This window comes from Lunatimonas salinarum (assembly GCF_017811155.1).
In the GTDB taxonomy this organism is placed as follows: Bacteria; Bacteroidota; Bacteroidia; order Cytophagales; family Cyclobacteriaceae; genus Lunatimonas; species Lunatimonas salinarum.
Genome location: NZ_JACVCV010000027.1, coordinates 1 through 23,438, shown reverse-complemented (window position 1 = coordinate 23,438; position 23,438 = coordinate 1). Strand labels below are relative to the sequence as shown.

At 45.6% G+C, this 23,438-nt stretch carries 30 protein-coding genes and 1 pseudogene; 10 read left to right on the top strand and 21 right to left on the bottom strand.

Annotated elements, in window-relative coordinates; translation table 11 throughout:
• Position 1 precedes the first annotated feature (1 nt).
• Positions 2 to 454, top strand: coding sequence for a DUF1569 domain-containing protein (locus tag IAQ59_RS20710; RefSeq protein WP_209332765.1), 453 nt, complete (start codon positions 2 to 4; stop codon positions 452 to 454).
• A gap of 69 nt (positions 455 to 523) precedes the next feature.
• Positions 524 to 1,801, top strand: a complete 1,278-nt coding sequence (locus IAQ59_RS20705; RefSeq protein ID WP_245189754.1) for a M14 family zinc carboxypeptidase — start codon at positions 524 to 526, stop codon at positions 1,799 to 1,801.
• A gap of 66 nt (positions 1,802 to 1,867) precedes the next feature.
• Here IAQ59_RS20705 and IAQ59_RS20700 read toward each other — a convergent pair whose 3' ends face one another.
• The 7 genes from IAQ59_RS20700 to IAQ59_RS20670 form a co-directional block, all read right to left on the bottom strand.
• Positions 1,868 to 2,803, bottom strand: a complete 936-nt coding sequence (locus IAQ59_RS20700; protein ID WP_209332764.1) for an FKBP-type peptidyl-prolyl cis-trans isomerase — start codon at positions 2,801 to 2,803, stop codon at positions 1,868 to 1,870.
• 16 nt (positions 2,804 to 2,819) lie between these two features.
• Positions 2,820 to 4,040, bottom strand: coding sequence for an FG-GAP repeat domain-containing protein (locus IAQ59_RS20695; RefSeq protein ID WP_209332763.1), 1,221 nt, complete (start codon positions 4,038 to 4,040; stop codon positions 2,820 to 2,822).
• Between the two features lie 13 nt (positions 4,041 to 4,053).
• Complete coding sequence (locus IAQ59_RS20690; RefSeq protein ID WP_245189753.1) at positions 4,054 to 7,167, bottom strand: PVC-type heme-binding CxxCH protein; 3,114 nt, start codon at positions 7,165 to 7,167, stop codon at positions 4,054 to 4,056.
• Between the two features lie 157 nt (positions 7,168 to 7,324).
• Complete coding sequence (locus IAQ59_RS20685; RefSeq protein ID WP_209332762.1) at positions 7,325 to 8,113, bottom strand: 3-keto-disaccharide hydrolase; 789 nt, start codon at positions 8,111 to 8,113, stop codon at positions 7,325 to 7,327.
• A gap of 13 nt (positions 8,114 to 8,126) precedes the next feature.
• Positions 8,127 to 9,644 carry a DUF4301 family protein gene (locus tag IAQ59_RS20680; RefSeq protein WP_209332761.1) on the bottom strand — a complete coding sequence of 506 codons (1,518 nt, stop codon included), beginning with the start codon at positions 9,642 to 9,644 and terminating at the stop codon, positions 8,127 to 8,129.
• Between the two features lie 324 nt (positions 9,645 to 9,968).
• Positions 9,969 to 10,823, bottom strand: coding sequence for an HAEPLYID family protein (locus IAQ59_RS20675; protein ID WP_209332760.1), 855 nt, complete (start codon positions 10,821 to 10,823; stop codon positions 9,969 to 9,971).
• A gap of 76 nt (positions 10,824 to 10,899) precedes the next feature.
• The gene (locus IAQ59_RS20670; RefSeq protein ID WP_245189752.1) at positions 10,900 to 11,286 is read right to left on the bottom strand and encodes a hypothetical protein; all 387 of its coding nucleotides are present in this window, start codon (positions 11,284 to 11,286) and stop codon (positions 10,900 to 10,902) included.
• A 466-nt stretch (positions 11,287 to 11,752) separates the two neighbouring features.
• On the opposite strand from IAQ59_RS20670, the gene IAQ59_RS22545 reads away from it, so the two are divergent.
• The 4 genes from IAQ59_RS22545 to IAQ59_RS20655 all read left to right on the top strand — a co-directional run bounded on the left by IAQ59_RS22545 (position 11,753) and on the right by IAQ59_RS20655 (position 13,260).
• The gene (locus tag IAQ59_RS22545) at positions 11,753 to 11,935 is read left to right on the top strand and encodes a DUF2683 family protein (RefSeq protein WP_342450736.1); all 183 of its coding nucleotides are present in this window, start codon (positions 11,753 to 11,755) and stop codon (positions 11,933 to 11,935) included.
• The gene (locus tag IAQ59_RS20665) at positions 11,932 to 12,135 is read left to right on the top strand and encodes a hypothetical protein (protein WP_209332759.1); all 204 of its coding nucleotides are present in this window, start codon (positions 11,932 to 11,934) and stop codon (positions 12,133 to 12,135) included. The genes IAQ59_RS22545 and IAQ59_RS20665 overlap by 4 nt, the downstream gene beginning before the upstream one ends.
• A gap of 521 nt (positions 12,136 to 12,656) precedes the next feature.
• On the top strand, positions 12,657 to 12,839 hold the full coding sequence (locus tag IAQ59_RS22430; RefSeq protein ID WP_342450735.1) for a type II toxin-antitoxin system HigB family toxin: 183 nt from the start codon (positions 12,657 to 12,659) through the stop codon (positions 12,837 to 12,839).
• A 28-nt stretch (positions 12,840 to 12,867) separates the two neighbouring features.
• On the top strand, positions 12,868 to 13,260 hold the full coding sequence (locus tag IAQ59_RS20655; protein WP_209332758.1) for a helix-turn-helix domain-containing protein: 393 nt from the start codon (positions 12,868 to 12,870) through the stop codon (positions 13,258 to 13,260).
• A 3-nt stretch (positions 13,261 to 13,263) separates the two neighbouring features.
• On the opposite strand, the gene IAQ59_RS22425 is transcribed toward IAQ59_RS20655, so the two are convergent.
• Positions 13,264 to 14,946 (bottom strand): hypothetical protein, encoded by a 1,683-nt coding sequence (locus IAQ59_RS22425; protein ID WP_245189751.1) that lies wholly within the window; start codon positions 14,944 to 14,946, stop codon positions 13,264 to 13,266.
• Positions 14,947 to 15,317: 371 nt separating this feature from the next.
• Between IAQ59_RS22425 and IAQ59_RS20645 the strand changes: the two genes are divergently transcribed.
• Positions 15,318 to 15,653, top strand: a complete 336-nt coding sequence (locus tag IAQ59_RS20645) for a helix-turn-helix domain-containing protein (protein ID WP_342450734.1) — start codon at positions 15,318 to 15,320, stop codon at positions 15,651 to 15,653.
• A 42-nt stretch (positions 15,654 to 15,695) separates the two neighbouring features.
• On the opposite strand, the gene IAQ59_RS20640 is transcribed toward IAQ59_RS20645, so the two are convergent.
• From IAQ59_RS20640 to IAQ59_RS20615, 6 genes are all read right to left on the bottom strand, one after another.
• Positions 15,696 to 16,100, bottom strand: coding sequence for a hypothetical protein (locus IAQ59_RS20640; protein ID WP_209332756.1), 405 nt, complete (start codon positions 16,098 to 16,100; stop codon positions 15,696 to 15,698).
• Positions 16,084 to 17,091, bottom strand: a complete 1,008-nt coding sequence (locus tag IAQ59_RS20635) for an RHS repeat-associated core domain-containing protein (RefSeq protein WP_209332755.1) — start codon at positions 17,089 to 17,091, stop codon at positions 16,084 to 16,086. Before IAQ59_RS20635 ends, IAQ59_RS20640 begins: the two co-directional genes overlap by 17 nt.
• Positions 17,006 to 17,494 (bottom strand): hypothetical protein, encoded by a 489-nt coding sequence (locus IAQ59_RS20630; protein ID WP_209332754.1) that lies wholly within the window; start codon positions 17,492 to 17,494, stop codon positions 17,006 to 17,008. Before IAQ59_RS20630 ends, IAQ59_RS20635 begins: the two co-directional genes overlap by 86 nt.
• Positions 17,495 to 17,591: 97 nt before the next feature.
• A complete protein-coding gene (locus tag IAQ59_RS20625) occupies positions 17,592 to 17,759 on the bottom strand; it encodes a type II toxin-antitoxin system RelE/ParE family toxin (protein ID WP_209332753.1) in 168 nt (55 codons plus the stop codon).
• Between the two features lie 8 nt (positions 17,760 to 17,767).
• Positions 17,768 to 17,962, bottom strand: a complete 195-nt coding sequence (locus IAQ59_RS20620; RefSeq protein ID WP_209332752.1) for a hypothetical protein — start codon at positions 17,960 to 17,962, stop codon at positions 17,768 to 17,770.
• Between the two features lie 895 nt (positions 17,963 to 18,857).
• Positions 18,858 to 19,091, bottom strand: a complete 234-nt coding sequence (locus IAQ59_RS20615) for a hypothetical protein (protein ID WP_245189750.1) — start codon at positions 19,089 to 19,091, stop codon at positions 18,858 to 18,860.
• Positions 19,092 to 19,308: 217 nt separating this feature from the next.
• Between IAQ59_RS20615 and IAQ59_RS20610 the strand changes: the two genes are divergently transcribed.
• From IAQ59_RS20610 to IAQ59_RS20600, 3 genes are all read left to right on the top strand, one after another.
• A complete protein-coding gene (locus tag IAQ59_RS20610; RefSeq protein ID WP_209332751.1) occupies positions 19,309 to 19,509 on the top strand; it encodes a hypothetical protein in 201 nt (66 codons plus the stop codon).
• Between the two features lie 150 nt (positions 19,510 to 19,659).
• Positions 19,660 to 19,818: a hypothetical protein gene (locus IAQ59_RS22420; protein ID WP_245189749.1), complete on the top strand. Its 159-nt coding sequence runs from the start codon at positions 19,660 to 19,662 to the stop codon at positions 19,816 to 19,818.
• 191 nt (positions 19,819 to 20,009) lie between these two features.
• Positions 20,010 to 20,402 carry a helix-turn-helix domain-containing protein gene (locus tag IAQ59_RS20600; protein WP_209332750.1) on the top strand — a complete coding sequence of 131 codons (393 nt, stop codon included), beginning with the start codon at positions 20,010 to 20,012 and terminating at the stop codon, positions 20,400 to 20,402.
• A 232-nt stretch (positions 20,403 to 20,634) separates the two neighbouring features.
• On the opposite strand, the gene IAQ59_RS20595 is transcribed toward IAQ59_RS20600, so the two are convergent.
• From IAQ59_RS20595 to IAQ59_RS20565, 7 genes and pseudogenes are all read right to left on the bottom strand, one after another.
• Positions 20,635 to 21,018, bottom strand: a complete 384-nt coding sequence (locus IAQ59_RS20595; protein WP_209332749.1) for a hypothetical protein — start codon at positions 21,016 to 21,018, stop codon at positions 20,635 to 20,637.
• A 474-nt stretch (positions 21,019 to 21,492) separates the two neighbouring features.
• Positions 21,493 to 21,762 (bottom strand): hypothetical protein, encoded by a 270-nt coding sequence (locus IAQ59_RS20590; RefSeq protein ID WP_245189748.1) that lies wholly within the window; start codon positions 21,760 to 21,762, stop codon positions 21,493 to 21,495.
• 102 nt (positions 21,763 to 21,864) lie between these two features.
• Positions 21,865 to 22,005 (bottom strand): hypothetical protein, encoded by a 141-nt coding sequence (locus IAQ59_RS20585; protein WP_209332748.1) that lies wholly within the window; start codon positions 22,003 to 22,005, stop codon positions 21,865 to 21,867.
• A gap of 49 nt (positions 22,006 to 22,054) precedes the next feature.
• Positions 22,055 to 22,234, bottom strand: a complete 180-nt coding sequence (locus tag IAQ59_RS20580; RefSeq protein WP_209332747.1) for a hypothetical protein — start codon at positions 22,232 to 22,234, stop codon at positions 22,055 to 22,057.
• Positions 22,235 to 22,335: 101 nt separating this feature from the next.
• Positions 22,336 to 22,599: a hypothetical protein gene (locus tag IAQ59_RS20575; RefSeq protein WP_209332746.1), complete on the bottom strand. Its 264-nt coding sequence runs from the start codon at positions 22,597 to 22,599 to the stop codon at positions 22,336 to 22,338.
• Positions 22,600 to 22,615: 16 nt separating this feature from the next.
• Entirely contained in the window at positions 22,616 to 23,236 is a 621-nt protein-coding gene (locus IAQ59_RS20570; protein ID WP_209332745.1) for an Imm26 family immunity protein, read from the bottom strand.
• A gap of 1 nt (position 23,237) precedes the next feature.
• A pseudogene (locus tag IAQ59_RS20565) lies at positions 23,238 to 23,438 on the bottom strand (hypothetical protein); the annotation flags it as partial.

Here is a 23,438-nt window from a genome sequence, read left to right as displayed (position 1 = left end):
TATGCGAAAATCCGTTCTCCATAAAGAAAGTGCTGACCGGCTGATTGAACGGGTTGAGAAACTGAAAGGGACTTCAATACCCCTTTGGGGTTCCATGACGCCTACCGAAATGCTGCGTCACTGCAACTTAACCAACGAGCAAATCCTGAACTGGGAGGGAACCATTCGGCCTGCTACCTTAGGGCAACGGATTGTCAAGTGGTTTAGCCTGTACCTACTGCCTAGGTTTCCCAGAAATGTGAGAGGCCCCAAGCGATATGACATGAAGGGTCAGGTCAAACAAGCGCTTTTTGACGAAGAAAAGCGAAGATTTATTTCCATACTCAGGAAATTTCCCCATGTCCGCAAGCCCCTTTACAGCCCCCATCCCTTTTTTGGGCCATTGAATACCAGGGAATGGGGGTTGGTTGTATACAAACACTTGGATCATCATCTCCGGCAGTTTGGTGCATAAGGGGAAAAGACAGGGTAGTCTACGGGTTTTTTATTCCCGTGCGATAAATCGTTTTAATTTTAGATAGCTATGAGAAGTGCTTGGGATTGTCGTTGGATGCTTGTAGGGCCAGCTTTATTTCTAGCCGCATATGTATCCCATGGTCAGGGGACGGCTTCTTCAACCCTGTCTAGCGGACTCCACCCACCACCGGAAACCGCAGCAACGGTGCAGGTAGATGATCATTTTCCGGCAGGAAATGTAACACTTGTAGGGGTGTCTGCCGATACGGTGTATTTCACATCGGACTTACGCGATACCTCCGGAGATTGGTTCTACTGGAATTTCCGCGCCATTTCGTCTGCTCCACAGACCTGGTTTTTCAAAGCCACCAAAGGCAGTCTATTAACGACCATGGGGGCTGCCTATTCCCTGGACGGTGGGGATACTTGGAAATGGATAGACCGAAAAGACCATCACAGTGAAAGTTTGTTTTCTTTTACTTTTGAACAGGCCGATCAGGCGGTCCGCTTTAGCATGGGGATGCCCTATACCGAACGGCATTTGTTTCGTTTTTTGAACGATTTCTCCGCCGACTCCAGGATTAGGGTGGATGAATTGTGTGTCTCGGAGGGGGGTAGAACCGTCGAAAAAATTGTGGTCCAGACGGCCGAATCCCAGCCGCGTTACAAAGTGTTGGTCACCGCCCGTGCCCACGCCTGTGAGATGATGGGCAATTATGTCATGGAAGGTATGTTGGCCGCCCTCTTGAGTGACAATCCGAGGATGAAGGCACTCGCCGAACAGGTTTCTTTTTGGTTTATCCCATTTTTGGATAAAGACGGTGTAGAGGAGGGAGATCAGGGAAAAAACCGGATTCCCAGGGATCATAACCGGGATTATTCGGGAGAGAGTATTTATGCAAGTACCCGTTCCCTACGGCAGCAGGTACCGGAGTGGGTAGGAGAGGTGCCCTGGGTGGGTATTGATCTTCATAATCCCTGGATCAAAGGTGAAAATAACGAATGGATTTATTTTGTAGGGAACGCAAATCCGGCAATTTCCAAAGAACAGGAGCGGTTGGTGGATATGCTAGCCGCAACTTACCGTGGTCCCATGAAGTTTACCCGTAAAGAGGGGTTTATGCCTTTTGGCGTGGCCTGGAATACCGGCGCTAATTACGATCAGGGGGCTTCTTTTGGGCAGTGGGCAGCGGGATTTCAGGGAAAGGGACTAAAAATGGCCACCACGCTGGAGTTTCCTTATGCCCTGAACCATGGACAGGTGGTGACTGCTGAGGGTGCCCGTGCGTTTGGTGCGGATCTGATGTACGCGCTGCAGGAATACCTCGGCGCAGAAGCGCCCTAGGTCGGGCACAAAAAAAATCCCCGACGCAAATGGACGGGGATTTGAATGTTCGTGAAGTACGTTGCCTTATTTGGCTACGTCCATGATTTCCACGTCAAAGACCAAGATGGAGTTTCCGGGGATATCGGCACCTGCACCCCGTGAACCATAGGCAAGGGGAGACGGAATGATCAGTTTGGCTTTGTCTCCTTCTCGAAGCAGGCTAAGACCTTCGTCCCAACCCGGAATAACCTGACCTACTCCAACTTGTAGGTCAAAGGGGCTATATCCTCCTGCTTGATCCCTTTGCTCGTTGTATGTGTTATTAGCCATGGCTATCTCTTTAATGCTTGTGTCAAAAAGCTTCCCATCGAGTAAGTAGCCAGCGTAGTGAACCGAAGCCTGATCACCTTCTTCGATTTCAGGTCCCGAGCCTCTTTTTTCGATGACATAATAAAGACCGGATTCGGTCTTGGTAGCGTCCAAGTTGTTGTCCTTAACATACTGTGCGATCGTTTCAGCTTCCAGTACCAGTCGATCCGCTGCGTTTGCGTTTTCTGCATCCATGGCCTTTTGCTGCATTTCATTAAAGAAGGCCATGATATTTTCTTCGTCCATTACGTCAAAAGCGCCAATTCGAATTTTGATGGTTTCCTCAGAAGTCAAAAATGGAGGAACATTATCTTCGAAGACTTTAGCAGCACTAGCTTCTACCAGGATGCTGTCGCCTTTTTGTAGACCCAAGAATATTTCATCCATGAAATTGTTTACAGGAATGGAATCCGAATATCTCAGGTAGCCGGGCATTCCTTGGTCAGCGGTTGAGATAAAGACACTGTCCTTTCCGGTAAGTACCTCTAGGTTGTAGAGTATGAATTCACCCTCTGCGGGTTTTTGGGTGCCTTTTTTGAGGTAGGTAAATTCCTGCCCGTCCGATGTTTTGCCGGTCTCTTTGCAGGAAATGGTCAATCCCATAACGGCAGAGATTGTTAGGTAAAAAAATGGCTTCATTAACTTTTTCATAATAGATTTTAATTGATTATTTAGTTGGTTGGCGTTGTTGCTCAAATACAAAAACGCCCTTTTTGTTCGCTACGATGATGTCTATTAAACTATCTCCGGTAATGTCTTGGGTGACCACATGTACCCCTACCCCGGAGTCGTTATCCACCTCATGCCCTATCCAGCGGGGAGTTTCGCCAGGCTGAAATTCGTACCAATAGACGTAGGGCGTATCAAATTCGCCTGGGTCAGCACCCATATGGGCAAAATACCGCTTCCCGGTGACCAAATCGAGATGTCCGTCGTTATTGATGTCTACCAGTTCCAAGCCATGGGTCTGCGTAAATGAATCGTCTATATCGTGGGTAACCCATTGCACGTTTCCCTGATCACCGGTAATCTGCTCGTGCCACCACATCCCCAGTTGGTGCGCAGAAGTCGAAATAACATCCTGCAATCCATTTCCGTTTACATCAAAAGCGTACATCTGTGCGCTTGCTTCTCCCAGGGCTGCCGAATGAAAGGGCCAAGGGCCGGATGTAGGGTTCTCGGGGGCTTCCCACCATCCCTCTTTGATGATGATGTCCGGTCTGCCGTTCAGATTCATATCGCCCACTCCCAAACCATGGGCATATTGGGCAGTTCCGGGACTGTTAGGTTCACTGATGGTAAATTTTTTCCAGCTAGGATCCTTGGAATCAGTAGGGGATTTAAACCAAACCATCTCTCCTGTTTCCGGGATACTACCTACCAAATCTACTTGCCCGTCACCGTCGATGTCGTAAAATCCGGCAGATTCATTGCCTAGGGTCTCTGTAATCAGATGCACCTTCCAATGTCCTGTCTTATTTTTGGGATTTTCAAACCACTGAACCTCTTTTCCGGGAAATCCGATCCGGACAAAGTCTACCCAACCGTCGTGGTTGACATCCATTCCGTGACTGATAAATGCATCGCTGTAACCCTTATCGTAATAAAACGTCTTTACGGGAGTAAGTTCGTGTTTTTTCCAATCCGGTGCTTCAAACCAATACGGTCCGGCCATGACATCGATAAGTCCATCGTTGTTCACATCCCCCACCGCTACTCCTTCGGCGATGAATTCGGAGAGCAGGATATGCTTTTTGAATGATACTTGATCACCTGGAACGGGCTGCGGACCTTTGTCCGCACAGCCGCTATATGCTGCGACAAAGATAAGCAAGACAAGGAAAGGAAAGTTGTTTTTGCCGTTTATTTTTAAATGGAGACGTTGCATGGGTATCGGGTCTTTATTTTACACTCAAAAGGTAGGCCATCAGCCTGTTGAATTTTTCTTGGTCAAGGGATTCGCTAAAAGTATCTGGCATTAGCGTGAGGTTAGAGGCTGTTTGCTCGCTTACTTCGTTTTTGGGAATACTGAATTCCTTTCCATTTTGATCTGCTAGTACTATGACCTGGCCTTCTTCCCTGCGGAAAAGACCGGATTTGACTTCTCCATTGGTCAGTCGAAAATTATAGGTTCGGAAGTTTTCGGAAATATTTCGGTTTGGGTCCAGTATTTTCGTTGCCAGCGCCTGAATGCCCCAGTTGCCTACCCCATCCAATTGGGGACCAATCATGCCGCCCTCCTTATTGATCTGGTGGCAAAGACCACAGTTTTCTTCAAAGAGCTGTTTGCCAGTAGGGATTGCTTGGTCACTGCTTACAAACGCCTCGATCCGCGTTGAAATAAGTGCTTCTTTTTCTATCCGAATGGGCGCAAGGTTTGCTGTAAGGGATTCAAAGGCTTCCTGTTGGGCTGCATTGGCCTGATTTCGGAAAGCCTCTTCCACGTTTCTGGCCTTTAGTATTCGAGCGGGCGCATGACCTTGCCGGATATGAGTGATTAGCAGGGATTTTCCCGCAGCGGTTCGCGCCAGCTGTGCGGCGATAGTCGTTTGCAGTTCTATGGGGGAGTCCTTCAGCCCGGCAGCCAATAGGGACCTGGCCTCTGCCGTCGAAACCTGTCCCAAGGTACTGGCAAGTCGCTGTCTGAAGGAGGTTTTTTGGTTGGAATCTTCCATGAGCTGCGACAAAAACGCCATGTGCGTACCAGGTGCAACCCGGATCAATGCAAGCGCGGCTTCTCCCCGTAGGTTTTCGGATACTTCCTGTGATTTTGCCAGAATTTTCAATGCCTCGGTATGGGTAGTAAAGCGGTACCGACCCGATGCGCTGACAGCGAATTGGTAGGTTTCTTCCTTATCAGAGGACCAATCACGCTGTTCCCTTTCCAGGTTGGCTAATGTTTTACTGCTTAGTTCGTTTATCCACGAAACCAGGTAGTTTGGCGTGTCCATCCCGCGCTGTTGGATACCGTCCTGAAGTGCGAGCGCCCATTTGTGGGGTTCGATGTTGGTTTCCCGTGATTTTTCGATGGAAAATTCTACGGCTTCGCGCAATTGCTTTTCCGGAATCGATCTGGATATGCTGCGCACATAGCCCAGCCACTGTTGTTCGGGTACCTTTTGGTATTTGAGGTGGTCAAAAAGGTAACTGCCCGCCTCCGGGCTGTTGATGTCTGAAATGACCAATGCCAGCAGCGCGGCCTGTTCTTCAGGCCAGGTTTCTTCCGCGGCCAATCGAATCATCATAGGATCCTGCATGTGCGTAAAAAGGGCCATCTTGAGTGTGTATACCAGATGCGTATCCGCCGGATCGGCCGATTGATGTGCCTGTACCAGGGCTTTGAAAAAAGCGGTATGCGGATGCCGGTTCACTGCTTCACCCGCTGCCCTGCGCACATGGGGATTCTTGTCGGCCAATCCATCCAGGGCCCAACTTCGCTGTTCTTCGTTCCAGGTATCCCAATTGGCGAAAATCCGGTAAGCGTGCACCCGTACGATGGGTTCCTGATGGTATAAAGCAGCCTTCATTGCGTCGGGTTGGAGCGTGCCAAGTCGGTGCATGGCCCATAATACCTGTATCCGATGCAGAGGAGCAATAGTAACGTCAAGCAGTAAGGTGTTCAGCTCTTTGAGGGCCTTTGTTCCGTGGTAATCTATCAGTGCGTCGGTTGCTGCCAGGCGTGTATGCAGGATTGGATTTCCCAGTTCTTCCAGGATTTCTGGAAGAGGTGCTTTGGGCCAGTTCCTTGTAGGGCGTTCGTTGCCCTTGTAGGTGATCTTCCAAATCCGGCCGCTTTTCCGGTCACGGTCGGGATGGTCCAATGGTACCTCGTAGTGTCCGATGATGGGATTGTAGAAATCCGCGACGTACATGGCTCCGTCCGGGCCGATTTTGATATCCACCGGCCTAAACCAAGGATCTTTGCTTACCAAGAAGTCCCGCTTGCGGGTAGCAGAGGGTGTGGAGCCAATAAACGCCATCACACTGCGGCTGATACGGCAGGTAACCACGTCGCCGGAATAGAAGCTGTGTTGGTACTCTTCCGGAAACTGATTATCGGTGTAATATACCAAGCCGGATAATGCGGTGGAGTTAAGTCCATATTCCATCATGGTGGGAGCAAACCCCATATTCGGATCTTTTTTGCCCCATTGGGTATAGTTGCCGCCCCAGATGAGCTGGTAAATGGGAAGTGTATGGCAGTCTGCAGAATAGTGATAGCCCCATTCGTCCAAATCTGATCCGAAGGGGTTGATCCTGCCATCGGTGGTCTTTTCCACCCTGCCTCCGTCCATTCGGAAGCGAAATGTATTGCCGGAGGTCATGGTAATGGAATCTCCGTCAGACCCCGCCACGGTAGAAATATTGGAAAAGCCATGGGAGGCATGTATCCAGCCGTCCAATCCACGGAACAGGTTATTCACCATCCCATGGGTATCCCGGTGTTCGAAGTCGGCGATCAATATTTCCCTTTTTTCGGATTTCCCGTCTCCATCTGCATCGTAAAAGTGATAAACATTCGGAATGCTGTACCCTATGGCTCCATCTTTTATGGGGATAATGCCGATGGGGATGTTTAAATCTTCCGCAAAATGGGTGATTTTGTCGGCCGTGCCGTCTCCGTTACTGTCCTCCAATATACTGATCCGGTCGGTACCCTCTCCGGGCCCCGCCTTAATTGGATACTCTCCCGACTGTGTAACCCAAAGACGCCCCCGGTCGTCAAAGGCCATATTGATGGGTTTGCTGATGTCCGGTTCGGAGGCAAAAAGAGTGACCTCAAATCCGGGAGGAAGGATAAAATCGGCCATTTCCTGCTCGGGTGTTTGGAATCCAGAGGAACGGACATGTTCGGCATAAATGGGGTCTGGCGCTTCTTCTACGTAGGCTGTGTCGTAGTTTTTTTCTGAGGGCGATTGGCAGGAGAAGTACAAAGCCAGCAAACATGCCGGCCAAAGTGCTAGGTTTTTTGGGCTGGGGTTGATCATGGGATGCTTTGCGGTGATTTGGCGCATTGAAACTGCTTAAACATACCGCTATTTCATCAAAATAACAACAAATTAAGGCTTACTTTGACGATCGGCAAACGTATTGGATCGCCTGCCTACCAGAATGAAAAAATGCCCTTCCAAGTGTAATTGGAGCACCTGGAAGGGTGGATAGTTGCGTTGACTAGAAATCCGTACCGGATCCTGAAAGGTCCAGCGGTTGGATCCAAATATTTCGATAGAGTACTTCATGTCCTTCCGCCTGTAGCTTGATGCCCCCCGGGCGATCGGTGATACCCTTTCCACCATCGTTTCCTCCGTCCATACCGGAATTGGGTCCTCCCCACACCTGCTGTATGGACTGATTTTCGTGGATTTTGATGCCGTTAAAATAGATCGTGGTTCGGGGTTTTTCGGTCAGCTTACCGCTGCTGTCAAAGCGCGCTGCCTTGAATTGGATATCGTAGGCATTCCATTTTCCAATACCGCTGTAGGCCCGATAGGGTGCCGCATGTTCGTTGATGATGGCGGCCATACCATGGTCGGTACTATCTCCATCCAAGATTTGAATTTCATAGCGATTCTGTAGGTATACACCGCTGTTTCCACCGGGGTTTGCGATCAAAAACTCCACGTGCAAGCGAAAATCCCTAAATTCCTCTTTGCTCACGATATCTGCGGCCCCGTATTTTCCCCCCGCCGCAGCGGGGTCGTTGGAACTTACGGCCTTTCCTTTGTCCACGGGATCTTTCACGATGGCCCATTTAATAGGTGGTTCGGCGGCCAAGCGGGGTCCTTCCCAGTATTGCCAGTTACCGTGAAGTGATTTTTTCGATCCATCGAAAAGCTGTTTGGCTCCTTTAGGGGCCTTGGCACCTACACCGATTTGTGCCTGGGCGATGCCCTGTAGTAGCAGTAGCGAAAGGATGACGGATAAATAGCTGATCACCCCCGGCCGGTTTTTCGTTTTCATACGCATGGGTAGTTTATTGATGGACATCCCGCAAAAGGTCGTTGATGGTTTTTACAGGATTGAAGGTGATTAGCGGGACTTCGACAAAAATCGAATTCCAATGGGCCATGGAGCCGTTCCAAAGACCAGGGAGCTCTTGGGCTTTCAGTTCCCGGCCATTTTTTGATTTTTCGGTAATAAAGCCTGTTTTTGGATCCCGAAAAGCCAACAGGTCAAATTTGTTGCCTTTGTAATCCCTGACTCCGCAGACCAAGTCTGTGGGGTTAAAGTGGGAAGACTGCTGAAAAAGCGCCTTTTGCGTGGGATTGGTAAGGTCTAATTGGGCAGTTTCTCCGATCTGTAAGGAGAGAGATCCATCCGCATCTTTTACCCAGAATGGTCCACCACCTGGCTCTCCGGTGTTTTCCACCATGCCGCAGACACGGATGGGGCGATTGAGTTTGGATCGAAGAAAATCCGCCTTTTCGGATAGCGGCATAGACTCAAAATCAGAAGGCAGCTTCGAACCCAACTTATCAGTGTAAACGGACCGAGCCTGATTAATCGTGTCTTCGGTGAGCTCCCTGTCCATTGCCTCCAATGCCTTAAAAACAGCCTCCTGCGCCTCCAGTAAAACACCCCCAATTGCCTTCTTGTAGGTGTTGGTGGGTTCTTTGATGCGGTCGGGAACGACATTATCGATATTTTTGATAAAGATCAGGTCTGCATCGATGTCGTTTAGATTTTCAAGTAATGCCCCGTGTCCCGCAGGACGGAACAATATCTCCCCATCTTCTTCTACAAAAGGGGCATTGGCCTTATCTACCGCAATGGTATCGGTGGATTTTTTTTGTTGGGAAAAGCTGATGTCAAATTTGGCACCGAACCTGGCTTCCATCTTGGGCTTGATTTCGGCTACATGCTCCTCAAACTTTTCCTGGTGTTCGGGAGAAACCGTGAAATGTAGCCTTACGGTATTCCCTTCGCCTAACGCATAGGCAGCCCCCTCGACAAAATGCTCTTCTACCGGGGTACGGCTTCCGTCCGGATATCGGTGAAATTTCAGCAACCCTTTGGGCAGTGACCCGTAATCCAGGCCTTCGGGATTTAATAGTTGTGCAACAATCAAGGGATAGTTTTTTTGCTCCAAGGCTGCGGCGATGCTGTCACCCGTGGTTTGAAGGCTGCTTTCAAGGTCTTCATAAAAAGCAAAATCGGCCAGTTGTTGTATAAACTTGGCAGTGAAAGCGTCTTTGGAGAGGTCGCTTCCTCCTTTTTCGAGGTACGAAAACAGGTCCTTGAACATGCGGCTGGCAGCCCCACTAGCAGGGACAAATTTGACGATCCTCTTTTGACCTGACGTTGATTCGTAAGTTTCCAGGCAGGTTTTTAGAGAAGCTTCATCCAGCAGCCGTATGCCGTCTCCAATAGCCGCTGCTGCATGGATTTCCAATGGAGGAAATCCTTCTTTGAAATTTTGGATTTGTTCTTCCACCAGCTTCAGGTCCATTCCTTGGCGGGTGATTTGATCTTTCTGTTCTGTGGTCAGCATATGGTAAAAATGGTTATTTCCAGATAAATTTTTAGGTCTTCCAATATAGTAATAACCCCCGTTTCCCACCCAAGGATTTCGTGAAAATCCTCGAATAACTTCCACTTCATGGTCCTTCTTTGAAATTGGGATCGTCTTTTTCTCTTTCTGTGCAATCACTTTTTAACGCAGGATGGCATTAGCAGTGATTCGTCTGAATGCGTTTTGGCTCGTGGTATAGATGAGCTTAGGCAAGTCCCAGTGACCTTGGAGACGTTTACGCTACTTGCGGGTTGGTTAGTTTATAGGAACATCGGGCAATCTGGTCAAAAGAAATAGCCCGTTTTATGGATGCCCCGGTTCCCATATCAGCCGAACAAAGGAACTTAATCGTTCATTTTTTCGACTCACCGGAATACCGGCTACGATTCCAATCAACAAGTTTTCAGCAATTCCCAGGCGCATTTGGGGCCGCATGGTCAAATCGAAATTCCCCTGATCGACTGTCTTGTTGAATTCCATTCCAATAAAATTTCTGGTACCTGAAATCATGTAGTGAAAGCTGGTATTGACATCATAAGTAGTGTGAAATTTATTCGAACCAAACTCCTGCTCAATCTTGGGCCCTGTATAAATCAGTGAATGAACGTTATTGCCCCATCGTTTGGCTACTACGAAGAAGGGATTGTATACATTGCCTTTGATAAAAGGATTTCCGAAATTGCTGAAATTCGAAAGTTCAAATTCGTTGATATATCCTATTGCCATGGATGTTGCCAGCTGTTCACTGACAAAAAATGACCACTGAGCCGCAATTTTGATACTGTTCAATTGATTGGACGGAATCGAATCGCTTGAAGCACCATCTACGGGCAAATAAAAAGTGAATGGCAGTTCCACTTCTAATCCTAACCTGTCAATAGGGGCCCATTCATATTCGATAAGTGATTCATAGGAGTCAAATCTCAGGTTATCCGTTAGCCCAAGGCCGATGTTCCATTCTTTTTCGCCTTTTCGCGCTCCCAAATCACGGATTAGGTCGATGAATAAGGGTTCGGCATGTAAAACCTTGTCTGGTTCTTTTTGATCTTCAATTTGTTGAATATACAAGCTGTCTTTTTCGGCGTTGGTAATTTGGCCAAATGCATAGAGGGAAGGTGCCAATACGGTGATTAGCACCAAGATTTTTTTGATGTTCATTTTTGGTTTGTTTTGAATGCATACTGAATTGCCCTTTGGTCTATCTTCAAAGGGTCGTTGGAATCGTGCAATCAAATCAACGTTTGGGTGGGGGGCTTTTTATTTCTTTGAAGCCTGTAATCAATTGGGCTTCGTGATTTGGGTAGGATGTTTTTCTTTCTTCGACTCGATCATGCAGTCGATGTTTGGCATCGTGGAAGTGAACCACCAAGTCAATTTTTACACGCTTCTTTTGGTTGTGGTCTTCTGTATCATGATCGTCGTATTCGCTGATGGCATCTTCAAATCCCAATATTTTTTCCAAGACTATTTCTACCATGCTTTCTTGGTCATTAAACGACAGGTCTTCGGGAATGTAGTTTGGATTTGGGTCTGCCGGATCAACACTTATATTCAGAAGGTATATTCCCATCAGCACCCAAAGGAATCTGCAATATGTGTTGGTTCGTATTCGTCGGATCATCGTTTGATGCATGGACTATGACTAGCTATCGTATAGGGCCGATGATTGGAAAAGAAGCTGTGATCGTTGCAACTGTCGTTCCGGGTATAGTAAGGGTTTTAAATGCGCGTACCCTAAATGCAGCTCTTGTTTCGGCCTTGTTGATGAATTCAAACATCAGGTTGTTACAAAATTAGCAAACATCTGTTATTTAGGAAGGTGTTACGCGAAATTGACGGCAGCTGTGATTTATAAACAAAATGAGCACCGGCAGGCAGATCGTATGGTTACCCCGATAGCTATCGGGGCATCTCAGTGTGTGACGGGTACGTCATGCCTGCCTTTCCGTTAGGCAGGCTCGATTTCAATCATTTCAGTTCGATAAGGATCAAAGCAACGGAGGTTAGGAATACGAGGGTGTAGCCGATTCTACACCCGGTTGGGGGCTTTTTATCAATTTTCGTGATTTAGCCGGAAAACAGAATTTATTCATGTATCTTTTTACCGTATTTTTGCCAAGGCCCTCAAAATCAAGTTTGAGGTGGCAAGAGAAAGCCCGAACAACCCTGAATTCGTGGCCAAGATTGAAAAGAGCGAGCAGGATTTTCAAGACGGAAACTTTGCCAGGATTGAAAAGAAAGACCTGAAAAGTTTTCTTGGCACTGAATGACCTACCAACTTGAATTTTCCGGACAGGCCATAAAAGACATTAAATTCCACAAAAATTCCGGCAACAAGGCCTTGCTCAAAAAACTCTTCCAACTCCTGGAAGAACTGACCGAGCACCTCACTTCAGGAATTGGTAAACCGGATTTCCTACCCTACTATCGTTTCCAATTTGCAATTGGAAATGGACGGAATTACCAATGATCCACGGGTATCGAACCACCTAATCCCGCAAATTTCCCGCGTTTGAAGCCATGTGGTCTCCCATAGCTAAAAAAAAGGGTATCCACATCGAAATCACAAATTAAACAAAAGGATCCTAATTTGTTAACGGATGTAATGTTAGCCTGCCTTTTCAAAACTAAGGCAGACTGAGGTCAAAATTGCAAACATTTGTTTTCAAAAGGTCATTTAGTAAGGCATTACAAATGGCATAATAGGGATGCGAAAGCAAAGGAGGCTGGGAATAGGAGGGTGTAGCCGATTCTACGCCCAGATCGAAAAATTTAAAGTGACTTCTGTGAATTTACATCGTGTTATCTACGTTTAGTTTGCAATACGCAAACTTTATCCATAGATTTAGGTTACCCTATGGATGATAGATGAAGAATATCATAGCTATTAAAACTATTCGGGAGTACTATGAGAAACGGCCAGATTCAAAAAAGAGCTTGCTGAGATGGATGGATGTTGCTAAAGGTGCGAATTGGGAAAAGCCATAGGACGTGGTAGATGATTTTAATGATGCCGACCCGATCAAAAACAGCAGGGTAGTGTTCAACATTTCAGGAAATAAGCATCGGCTAATAGTGGCCATAAATTATCATTTCCAGGTTGTGAGGATATGCTTCATAGGGACCCATGCCGAATATGATAAAGTGGATGCCACCACGGTAAACCTGTACTAGTCGTAATAAACTTGTAAGTAGAGATTGTATGATAACTGTCGAAGTAATAAAAAATGAGGAGCAGTATATTCGGGCGATGAAAAGAGTCCAGGATATCTTCTTGGCTGAGCCCAACACCCCAGAGGCCGAAGAGCTGGAGGTACTGGTCACCCTGATCGGGAAGTATGAGAGGGAATATTACCCCATTGAGCTGCCTGACCCCATTGATGCGATAAAAGAACGTATGAGGGATCTTTCTTTAAAGGACAAAGACCTGGTGCCAATAATAGGCAATAAGACCTCGGTGAGCCAGATACTAAACAGAAAGAGAGCGTTAACCATTGAGATGATCCGGGCGCTTTCTTCCAAACTTGGCTTATCTGTTGAGCTTTTAATACAACCTTATGAGTTGGACGGAAAACAAACCCTTAAGTCAGTATAGTACTTATTTGCCTTCATACCACTTGCTTGAAATCCTAGACCTATAAGCTCCAACCCCCATGGATTCCCGATACGCTGCGCTATCGGGACAGGCTCCATGCGTCTCCTGCATAATAGGAGAGGTGGTACTCATTACCATAAAGTCATCGAATCTACCTGTCGGTAGACAGGCCATACGTCCTCCGGGGTTTCGTTGATAACGAAGGTTTCCAAGTATCCGTCTTCCGAAATGTACAGGTTTTCTTGCAAAACTTCGTGTTGGTTGGCGGCGTTTTTGGTTAAAACGCAGCCCGCAGCCTGGCCCCTCGCTAAAACAGTCCACCGGACTGTTTCTTAACGCTCGGTCCTCAACTTCGTATCGGTTGCTATCTGTGTCATACAATGCATAAATCAGATACGCTTCGGGAGCTTCTTTGTTCTGTAAGTCACTGGCTAGGATATTGGCTAGGTTTAGGATGGCTATGGGGTTGCCGGAGCCGGAGCGTTGGAGGCTTCCGGCCAGTTCACTTAGGCCATCTACCATGCGGTCTTTTGCGGATTGGGTGAGGTAGCTGCCGGTATTTAGCTTGGCGACGGTCGGCTCGGCGTACTTCCCGTGTACACGAAGCGCTACGCTGTCACCCGCATAGACGGGCTGCGTCCTGCCGGGGCCCACCATGCGTCCGCGGTCGACATTTAGCCAAGCCACCTGGTTACCACCTTCCGTTACATTATGTTCGGGCCCGAGCTGCCGGGATTCGGAAAGCTGGCTAAAGGCAGCCTCTTCCTCATCCGCAAGGCCGGTCTCCATCGTTGCCATAAAGCTCTGTGAGGAAGGATCCCGAAGTACCTGCCGGACATTGCCCAGGTGGTCTTTTACGTTGTACTCGTATTGGTAGGTTGTTCCTTCATAGACCACCCGGCCCTCCTCGTGCATGAGGTAATCCAGCGTCCCATTTTCATACACTGCCTCACCGATATAGGTTTGGGTTTTGGTAAGGGTTGTATGGGTAAATAATTTCTGCGTCAGTTTTTTTCCCTCTGCATCGTATCCAAACACTATCTTACCTAAGGTGCCAGTAAAGGTAACGGTATCTGGGAGATTCAGATGGTTATAGCTGATGGAGCTGATCTGTTTGTCCAGGTTACCGGATAGATTACCGTTTACATCGTAGGAATATGCTGTGGCACTCCGTTCTTTGAAGTCTTTGGATGTATATGAAAGTGCGTCATGCGAATCTTCAACTTGTGCCAGTCGGTTGCTGTTGGTCTGATAGGTGTAGGTCAGGTTATCCACTTCACCGTAGGTGGATGCGGTCATCTGGTTTCGCCGGACCAGTTTGTTAATGTTTCCATTGGCATCATAGGTCATTCCGTTTACGGTGAACCAGTTTGCTTCTCCCGAAGCGGTATAGGTGGCAGCCGTCAGTCGGTTGGGGTTATCGTAGGTATAGTTATAGGTACGTGTTTTTCCTGCACCGGTCATCCCGCTCCAGTCGATTCGGGAGATGTTTCCGTTCCAGCGGTTGGTTGTGGCGCCACTTTCATAGTAGAGGGTCTGCTTGAAAACCTCGGAATGGGCACTGCCAAGGGTTTTCAGCCAGCCCCGGATATTGTAGGCATAGGTTTGGTTTGCAGAAGCAATGGTAGGGAAGGTTTTGGCAATCTGCTGTCCCAGATCATTGTAGGTATAAGATACCAACGTCACGGGGAGCTGCGCACCAATTTTGTGGGAGATGGACGCCAGCTGCCCGGCTACGTTGTAACTGTAGATACGCAGTATATCCGGAACTGCCGGGGATGTCCTGGAAGTCAGTGAACGTTCGGGCTGGTCCTCAAAGTTGTAGACCGTCGAGATCCTCTCCGTACCGCCAAGCTGGTGCTGGGAAAGTGTTTGTATTACCCGGGCTTTTTCGTCGTAGAAGATGGCGGTGGTATAAAATTCTAAGCCCGATGAAAGTCAAAATTGCGGACTTTTGTTTACTAAAAAGATCTTTAGAAAGCCATTGCAAATGGTATTAAAGGAATTCTACTTCAAAAGAAGTTAGAAATAAAAGGGTGTAGAGCATTCTGCACCTAGTGGGGGGATATACCCAGCAGCAGATGGCTGACCTAATCCATACACACAGGACCGGATACTCCAAGATGGAAAACAACCAGCAGGAGATCCCCGTCGATGCCCTTGTACTGGTCGCAAAAGGGTTTGGCATGTCGGTGGATGAGGTGATCTACTTCGATGAAAAAAACGGGGTGCCCAATGCAGTGTCCCTCAACGACAAGGCCGCACTCGAACAGCTCCAGCTGATCAACGAACTCGACGAAGAGGAAAAATCCATCCTCCTGAAGCTTATTGAGACTTTCGTCTCCAAAAAACGGTTTAAAGACTACCTCCAGAAAAACATTGCAGCACTGTAAGCAAGAAGCCCGGTGATGTCCGGGCTTCTTGCTTTTAAATATCTAATATATCTCCGACTTTATAAGATTCAGTAACTTGGGGTTGTCTTCCATCAACTCACCGTTCAATATAGTGTCGAAAAACTCCCCAAGGCATAAGGTATCTGACCTGCTTTCATATTCTATCAGAAGTTTAATTCTTATGTCTATGGACTTTTCCTGCCGTTCAGGTTTCAGTTTATTAACCTCTTTGTTCAGATGTTCTAAAAAGGCCCTATCCGTAATTGTTTTGGTTCGGAGCAATACGGAAGCAATGTAATCCAAATTATCACAAGTCACCGGTATCATTACCGTAGTTTCTTCAGGCAAGTATTTTATAATCACCTTTTTTATTTTTTCATTTGGCGAGTGGCAAGATACCAGTACCAAAATCAAGCATGTGAATACCAGTTTATCTATTTGGTCCATATTTCTTAAGTTGTCTGTCCACATTGTACCCTTTCTGTTTCAATTTTTGATAATGATTATAGGTAGCTGGCCTGTTTATTTTATTGGAAGTAGGCCCCCCTGTTACAACCTGATCTCCAGAATATGAGGTCCTTGTTACTCCCGTAGCGGAAATTTCCTTATTAGCTCTCGCTGTTCTCTGCTCGGAACCAGTTATTACCCGCCGCTCTTCTTTGTTTTCATATTGGGCATCAGGAGTCCTTCGGCGGTCATTAAAATCACTATAATTTGTATGCCTTTCTAAAGCATGATCCGATTCATGTTCCAGTACAGTAGCAGGAGAAACTACCGTCCCGTTTTCGTATTCTGCACCTGCGGTCGGGTTCCAATAAATATATCCTGAACTTAAAAATGAGCCTTCCTCTGAAATTGTAACCCCAACGGACAATTTACTGTTTCCAGCGATCGCCTGCATTTTCTCTCCACCACCGTTTTCAACGTTGTAATTGTAAGCGCTCAGGAACTGCTGGACGAACTCGTTTTTGGGGGCACCATCAGCATTCGTGCCGTTAAACCTGAAGTTCTGCTTCTTTCCCTTGTCATCAGTGTACCAGATTAAAAAATCCTTCCCGTCAGGATCTATCATCAATATCGGATTATTCGCTACCCAGCTGTGAGGGGATATGGAAGGGTATTTATCGGCATGGGGATCCAACTGCCAAGTCCTACCTATAACGGGGTCATAACCTCGTGCATGGAAGTCATACAGGTTAAGATTATGGTCATCCATTAGCTCTTTGCCCTGATAGAGGTACTTATTCGCCTTTATATTGCCATACTGAAACCCAATCCCTGTCAGCTCCAACCCCCAGGGATCATAATGCGTCTCCTGCATTATGGGAGAGGTGGTGCTCATCACCATAAAGTCATCGAACCATACGTCCTCCGGGGTTTCGTTGACCACGAAGGTTTCCAAGTATCCGTCTTCCGAAATGTACAGGTTTTCTTGCAAAACTTCGTGTTGGTTGGCGGCGTTTTTGGTTAAAACGCAGCCCGCAGCCTGGCCCCTCGCTAAAACAGTCCACCGGACTGTTTCTTAACGCTCGGTCCTCAACTTCGTATCGGTTGCTATCTGTGTCATACAATGCATAAATCAGATACGCTTCGGGAGCTTCTTTGTTCTGTAAGTCACTGGCTAGGATATTGGCTAGGTTTAGGATGGCTATGGGGTTGCCGGAGCCGGAGCGTTGGAGGCTTCCGGCCAGTTCACTTAGGCCATCTACCATGCGGTCTTTTGCGGATTGGGTGAGGTAGGATCCTGCATTAAGTTTGAAGAGGTTTTCCTCTGCGTATTTTCCGTGTATCCGGAGGGGTCGAATTAGCAGGTTATTTCTTTCTAAAATACTGGTTAACAATCCATTGTAATTGTAAAAAACGGATTTTGACTTTAAATGAGCTTTGGAATATGCGGGTTTAGCCGATTCTAGACCCGGTCGGGGGATGGGGGTAGGCTTAAAATGGCTTAGGCTCCTGCTTCACGTGCCTAAACCTGAGTATGATTATTTCTTTGTCGGTATAGCGGTATGCGATTCGATACGAAAACTTTTCAAATGCCCTGTAGTTGTCAGGGTTGTCTTGCTTAAACCTGTCCAATGGATACCTTTCCGGCTGCTTTGGCAAGTTACGTACTAAAAATTAAATGGCGACTTTGACGTTGTCAGCACTTGCGGGCTAGCTTTCTTTGATTCCTGATTGTATTGATCAATACTTGCCGGATGCTCGGTGAATTTGATCAAGGAGGTTTCTAATTCAGTGAGCTCTTCTTCATTCAGGTGCATTACCTTCTCGATAATTGCATACTTTCTTGCTGCAATCGTTTCCATTCTTTCTACGTTTATGGCTTTCCAAATATAACGATTTTAGAGGGAATTAGATTTCTCAGCCTCTGCTTATAGATGGAATTTCACATAAGCTGGATCATAGGAATAGGCCTTTCACTCCAGCCTCTTTCAATACCGTTAGAGGATATACAGCAAGGTTGAACACCGCTATGCTAGAAGTGCGACGGGCAGACATGCCCAATATGAGAAACAAATTTTGTTAGATAACATGATGTTCATGGATTCTTTTGTAAATTGGCTGTACCGCAGGGGGAATTTTAAACGGTATCGGGGAAGGTCTTGAAGGTTATGCTAATTACTGTAATTAACGCTATTGTCATGGAGAGAATCATATCCCACAAATATTTTAAGTACTTAAAATATGTTGGATTATCGATTATTTTATTCGAGTGTGTCAAAACAGGATCCAATCTTTTTGGAAATGTGCGATTGGTTGGAACTGAACAGGAGTGGCGGTTCGCCTTAGTACTCATCAGTTTTATACTTAAGACAAGTTTGTTTTTTTCAGCGTTGCTGGCTTCCTTTCTGCACGAAGCTTACGAAAAATCCAAACTGAACGGGAATATTTTTAGCGATACCTAGTTTCGTATGATAAATATAGTCTTCGACAATGTCTGAGTTAATCTGGTGTCAAACAACTAACAGCTGGGTGTAGTTTCCGGGCGCACCCAGTGGCTTTTGTCAATTTTCTGTAGGACGATCAGCCTTTCCATAAGTTCCGCTACCGAAAATTCATCCAGCAGATCTTGAATGGTGCTCCTTTTTGGTTTGCGAATAGAATGATCATATGCAGTGGAGAAATCATCGAAGTAGGCTTCGCCACCTTCCGTGCCGTCATTGGATAAGTAAATATAGAAATATCCCGGCTCATCCGCTACTACCTCCTGATATAATCGTTCATGCTCCCTGTTAGACCCATCCTCGTAGGCTGCCTCTGCATGGATTCCGTTTCGAGGTTGTCCGGCTCAAAGGTGGCCGATACGGTGAAGTTTGCAGGATCTTCCTGAAGTACCACCCGGGTGTTTCCGATATGGTCGGTAAGGTAATATTGGTAGCGGTAGCCCGCATCTGCCAGCACCCGGCCATATTCGTGGCGGATTTCTGTCAGCACACTGTCCTCAAAGACCAGCTCGCCAAAGCAATGGGCGTTGGTTTTGACCCTTTATTCACCTATTTTTGTTTGTTAACTGAGTTTGTTATTATTACGTTAAAATACATACAGTCAAAGGTTTCGGAGGGGATAAACCGTTGATCAGAAAAAAATCAGGTGCATTTGCTTACACAAAAGATTCCTCGAAGATTTTAAAGCCGAAAAAATTGCTCGTCCTATGAAACAGCTCACACTTTCCGTCGCAGACAGTAAGTTCGAAGCCTTCCTGGAGTTCATCAAAGCCCTGGACTATGTGAAGGTGGAGGATGCGGAGGAAAAGGCCCTGGAAGAACTGCAAAGCAGCCTTGATCAGGTGAAGCTTATGCAGGAAGGCAAACTCCCGAAGCAATCGGCCAGCGATTTTCTCAATGAGCTATAATGAATCCCAACCCCTGATTTCAAGAAGCTCTGTAAAAAGCTTCTCAAAAAATATCCTTCAATTAAAGCTGACCTGCGGCAGCTTATTGGCATACTCGCAGAAAATCCAACTACAGGAATTGATCTAGGTCACGGCATTCACAAAATTCGGATGGCCATTTCTTCCAAAGGCAAGGGAAAATCCGGTAGTGCAAGAGTAATCACCTTTCTGGTGACTGAGGATCTGGAAGTATACCTGGTGCATATATACGACAAAGGACAGCCCGATAACCTGACCAAAGACCAATCCCTCTATCATATCCCTCTATAACTTGAATACCTGAAGAATATCAGAATCATTGAGGCTGGTAGTAGTTGTCCTAATAGGTCACGCTGTTGATCCACACGGTACTGTTTCCCTGGTTTCGTGATTTGGATCCCGTGGTTAGGCCTTTCACGGCCGTTTTCTGCTGCTGAAGGGTAAATATAGATGCTACCACCATTTAAAACCTAATAGATAAGATGATACAGGAAACTGAAAAAAAATGGTTCCTGCTGGAAACAGAAGCTGATTATGAAGCTGCCACCAGGAGGTATGAAAAAATTAAGTATGCGGAGAAAGGGTCGGATTTGCACAGGGAGAAAATGCTTTTGGTTCATTTGATTGCAGAATATGAAAAAAACATCTGGGATTTACCGGAAGTGGATCCCGTGGAAATGATCAAGATCCGCATGGAGGAATTTGGGTATAATGCATCTACGCTAGCTAAGATTTATGGTGACAGGGGCACAATTAGCAAGGTATTGAATTACAAACAATCCCTTTCGCTGACTATGATTAGGAAATTCAGCCAATTGTTGAAAATACCGGTGGAGTGGTTGGTAAAAGAGTACCCATTGAAAAGGACTGACTAATTAGGGTTTTCTACAACCGCGTACTTAGTTTGAACGGGTTACTAAAAAGCTATTAGGGAAGCCAGTCTTAATGGCATAAAAGGGATTACGAAAGCAAAGATAGTTAGGAATAGAAGGGTGTAGAGCATTCTATACCAGTTTGATTGAAAGTCTCACTAAGTGCCTCGTCCAATCGCTATCATTGATTTTTTTACACCAATTACATTGAATAATTGATTCCATAGCAAAAATCTCACTCCTCCAGACAGCCATAATCCAAGATAATGATAACGTTCCAATTGTTTCTAATTATCTCTACTGACAAGGTATTGGGTTTCTTTCGTATTAAATCTCCTATTTGAACCGAACTGTAAAAACCGCTTATTTCATTTTGTAGCACCATCTTAACATTTCTTTGTCCTTGATCTATCAACAATGTTGGCATATAGTGATTTTGGGCATCATCAAACTTTCTTATTATGATCCCGTCAAAAGCTTCAGATTTCATGTTGTTACTCCATCTGCATTCATTTGATTGGATTTTACGATCCTCTCTCGGTAATATTGATAAAATCGCTATAATTAGTAAAATTAGTAACGTACCTTTTACTTTGATCTCTATATCTTTTGCAATCATAAGCCATCCATTTTTAGTTTGATATATTGAGAATTTTCACTGGTTCAAATGTCCATGTGTAAGTTGAGGCATCTGTCCTTGATACGTCTACCTACTGAATGTGAACTAGACCTAAATAATAGTGGGTTTAACGAATTTTGATTGGTTAAAAAACCATCTCATCCAAAGGTATAGGAGTATAATAAAGCTCCAATTGAAATCTCTGATCCAGGCCCTTGTAAAGCATTTGCATTTATTCTTTCAGCTGAATTTGTCTAATCATTCCCGCTTCGATATGATCTGATATATCGATTCCTTGTAAGTGTTTTACAGTGAAAAAAGCTCTTTCCGGATTGTCTGATAAACTCTTGGCTTTTCCAAGTATTATTTTTCTTACCTTTACAGCATAAGAATCGAACTTCAAACTTCTCTAGCGTTAGCAAATTTCTTTCAATGATTCTTTAGAGGGCTCGGTGATTAAAACATTCATCCCGCTTACCAGTTTTCCGATTCTTTTTCCAGATCCTCAATACTGGTCAGCTTTCCTTCCTTGATGGCCTTATTTGAGTCCCTTGCCCTGGCTATCAATTCTGACCTAGTAATGGGGCTACCGTCCGGTTTATAACCGGCTATTGGTTCTTTCTGGGAACTTAATAAATCTTTGATCTGCTGTATTATCTCAATATCTTCCAGTCTTGCCAGCTGTTCTATCAGGTATAGTTTTTCTGCTTTTATGTCCATTCCTCTAAAAAGTATTGTTCTCATAAAGTTAACGTTTTTTGGGGATTTTTCGGTTTCATTTCAACACCGTCCTTTTCAACTCTTCCACGTCGTCCTGTCTGTATTTCTCGGTTGCCAAGGGGGATATTATACTGACCAGTGATTCCCCGAACCCGGGCCGGTAAATCCGCCAGCCTTTGGCATAAGGTCAAACGGGTTCTGGGAGTAGTTTGACGCATAGGTATTCCCCGTACCCCATATACCAGCATCATCTCCCCTCAATTCCATCGGGTCACCACTTTAGCGTACGGGGTTGTTGAACCCAAAATGGTAGTGGCTAAGGCCAGGAACCATGGCGGCCAAGGGGATAAATATACACATATCCCGGTTCTGATATCGTCATCGGGCCGATATTTAGGTATTGGTGGCTGATATCCGTTCCATCTTCGGCGGCTTCCTTCCCGATCTGCTTGAAGCTGGAATTTATAAGCTTGTACTCCCGGTCAAAAACCAACATGTTTTGTTTGCTAAAAAGCTAATATGGAAGCCATTACAAATGACATTAAAAAGTAATTCGACTTTTAGGGAAATTAGCAATAGCATGGTGTAGAGGATTAGTCAATTTTCTAAATCCCCGATAATGATTTTATAAGTACTTGAAAAACCTAAGGATTGTAAAATTGATTCTACCTCTTCCACTTTACCTGCTATGGAATCCAGCTCCACATTAATTTCAATATAATTTTCTCCCATTCCTTCATCCCAAACATACCCAATCCCTCTTGCTTCAATTGTATCCGCCAAAGTGTAACGCAAATTCAGATCATTCTCATTAACTTTATGACCAACGTCAATTAATATTCTAAGATTTTTATAGTCCATACCAGGATTATCAAAGTTATTGCGAATTCAAGGCCTTATCTCTTATTTCTTTCGGTAAGAGATAATAAGGTGGGGTAGCTTTTACTGCCTCAAAGGTGGCTTTCTCATAATATTCATCCAAATCAAAGTAGTCCTCAATTCTTTTTCCTTCCTGGATTAAAAAGGTCATTGCTATCTTCAATTCGATAATTCCAGTGCCATCAGCTGCCAATCTCGAAAGGTGCTTTACGTCTTCATAAGTGGATTTGACTTTTTTTTGTGAATTGGCATCTATGCAATAATACCAATTTTCATTGATATCATCTGAAATCCAATCCTCATGTCGGCTGAAATGAGGGATCCGATTGTCTTCCGAAAAAGCTTTTTCATCTAGAATATGCCAAATACCTTTTTTTATTGTCGGCGGTAGACCACTTACCAGTAGCGACTGCATAAGATATCCGCTACTTTCCATCTCTTTAAGATTATATTCATTGGTAGGGGTTTTATAATTAAATATCTTAATCAAATCAGATAATCGAGGTGGTTCTGGCGGAGGAAATAACTCCTCAAGATCAAGGTATCTTCCGTAGGCAAAACCAAGGTTCTTCGGTAAAGGAATTTGGATAATATCCCCGTGTTTTAGTCTTTTTGCCATACTATTGTAATTCTTTTAGATACTTTATTGCTTCCCGGTAATATTCAGCCAATTTGGGATTTTTCGTACTTATACTGTTTATGATATTATCTAAATTTTTCAACCCATACTGGTCAATCTTAAGTTGCTCTAATCCCCTTGCAGCTTCTGGATATTCCGGAGCATGCTGACCCCTCTGAACCGGAATGTTTTTGAGTTGTGA

Bases quoted from the DNA above. Each gene is read 5' to 3' on its own strand.
- IAQ59_RS20710 (WP_209332765.1), top strand. From the start codon at position 2: ATGCGAAAATCCGTTCTCCATAAAGAAAGTGCTGACCGGCTGATTGAA.
- IAQ59_RS20705 (WP_245189754.1), top strand. From the start codon at position 524: ATGAGAAGTGCTTGGGATTGTCGTTGGATGCTTGTAGGGCCAGCTTTA.
- IAQ59_RS20700 (WP_209332764.1), bottom strand. From the start codon at position 2,803: ATGAAAAAGTTAATGAAGCCATTTTTTTACCTAACAATCTCTGCCGTT.
- IAQ59_RS20695 (WP_209332763.1), bottom strand. From the start codon at position 4,040: ATGCAACGTCTCCATTTAAAAATAAACGGCAAAAACAACTTTCCTTTC.
- IAQ59_RS20690 (WP_245189753.1), bottom strand. From the start codon at position 7,167: ATGCGCCAAATCACCGCAAAGCATCCCATGATCAACCCCAGCCCAAAA.
- IAQ59_RS20685 (WP_209332762.1), bottom strand. From the start codon at position 8,113: ATGAAAACGAAAAACCGGCCGGGGGTGATCAGCTATTTATCCGTCATC.
- IAQ59_RS20680 (WP_209332761.1), bottom strand. From the start codon at position 9,644: ATGCTGACCACAGAACAGAAAGATCAAATCACCCGCCAAGGAATGGAC.
- IAQ59_RS20675 (WP_209332760.1), bottom strand. From the start codon at position 10,823: ATGAACATCAAAAAAATCTTGGTGCTAATCACCGTATTGGCACCTTCC.
- IAQ59_RS20670 (WP_245189752.1), bottom strand. From the start codon at position 11,286: ATGATCCGACGAATACGAACCAACACATATTGCAGATTCCTTTGGGTG.
- IAQ59_RS20665 (WP_209332759.1), top strand. From the start codon at position 11,932: ATGACCTACCAACTTGAATTTTCCGGACAGGCCATAAAAGACATTAAA.
- IAQ59_RS20655 (WP_209332758.1), top strand. From the start codon at position 12,868: ATGATAACTGTCGAAGTAATAAAAAATGAGGAGCAGTATATTCGGGCG.
- IAQ59_RS20640 (WP_209332756.1), bottom strand. From the start codon at position 16,100: ATGGACCAAATAGATAAACTGGTATTCACATGCTTGATTTTGGTACTG.
- IAQ59_RS20620 (WP_209332752.1), bottom strand. From the start codon at position 17,962: ATGGAAACGATTGCAGCAAGAAAGTATGCAATTATCGAGAAGGTAATG.
- IAQ59_RS20610 (WP_209332751.1), top strand. From the start codon at position 19,309: ATGAAACAGCTCACACTTTCCGTCGCAGACAGTAAGTTCGAAGCCTTC.
- IAQ59_RS22420 (WP_245189749.1), top strand. From the start codon at position 19,660: ATGGCCATTTCTTCCAAAGGCAAGGGAAAATCCGGTAGTGCAAGAGTA.
- IAQ59_RS20600 (WP_209332750.1), top strand. From the start codon at position 20,010: ATGATACAGGAAACTGAAAAAAAATGGTTCCTGCTGGAAACAGAAGCT.
- IAQ59_RS20595 (WP_209332749.1), bottom strand. From the start codon at position 21,018: ATGATTGCAAAAGATATAGAGATCAAAGTAAAAGGTACGTTACTAATT.
- IAQ59_RS20590 (WP_245189748.1), bottom strand. From the start codon at position 21,762: ATGAGAACAATACTTTTTAGAGGAATGGACATAAAAGCAGAAAAACTA.
- IAQ59_RS20585 (WP_209332748.1), bottom strand. From the start codon at position 22,005: ATGGAATTGAGGGGAGATGATGCTGGTATATGGGGTACGGGGAATACC.
- IAQ59_RS20580 (WP_209332747.1), bottom strand. From the start codon at position 22,234: ATGTTGGTTTTTGACCGGGAGTACAAGCTTATAAATTCCAGCTTCAAG.
- IAQ59_RS20575 (WP_209332746.1), bottom strand. From the start codon at position 22,599: ATGGACTATAAAAATCTTAGAATATTAATTGACGTTGGTCATAAAGTT.
- IAQ59_RS20570 (WP_209332745.1), bottom strand. From the start codon at position 23,236: ATGGCAAAAAGACTAAAACACGGGGATATTATCCAAATTCCTTTACCG.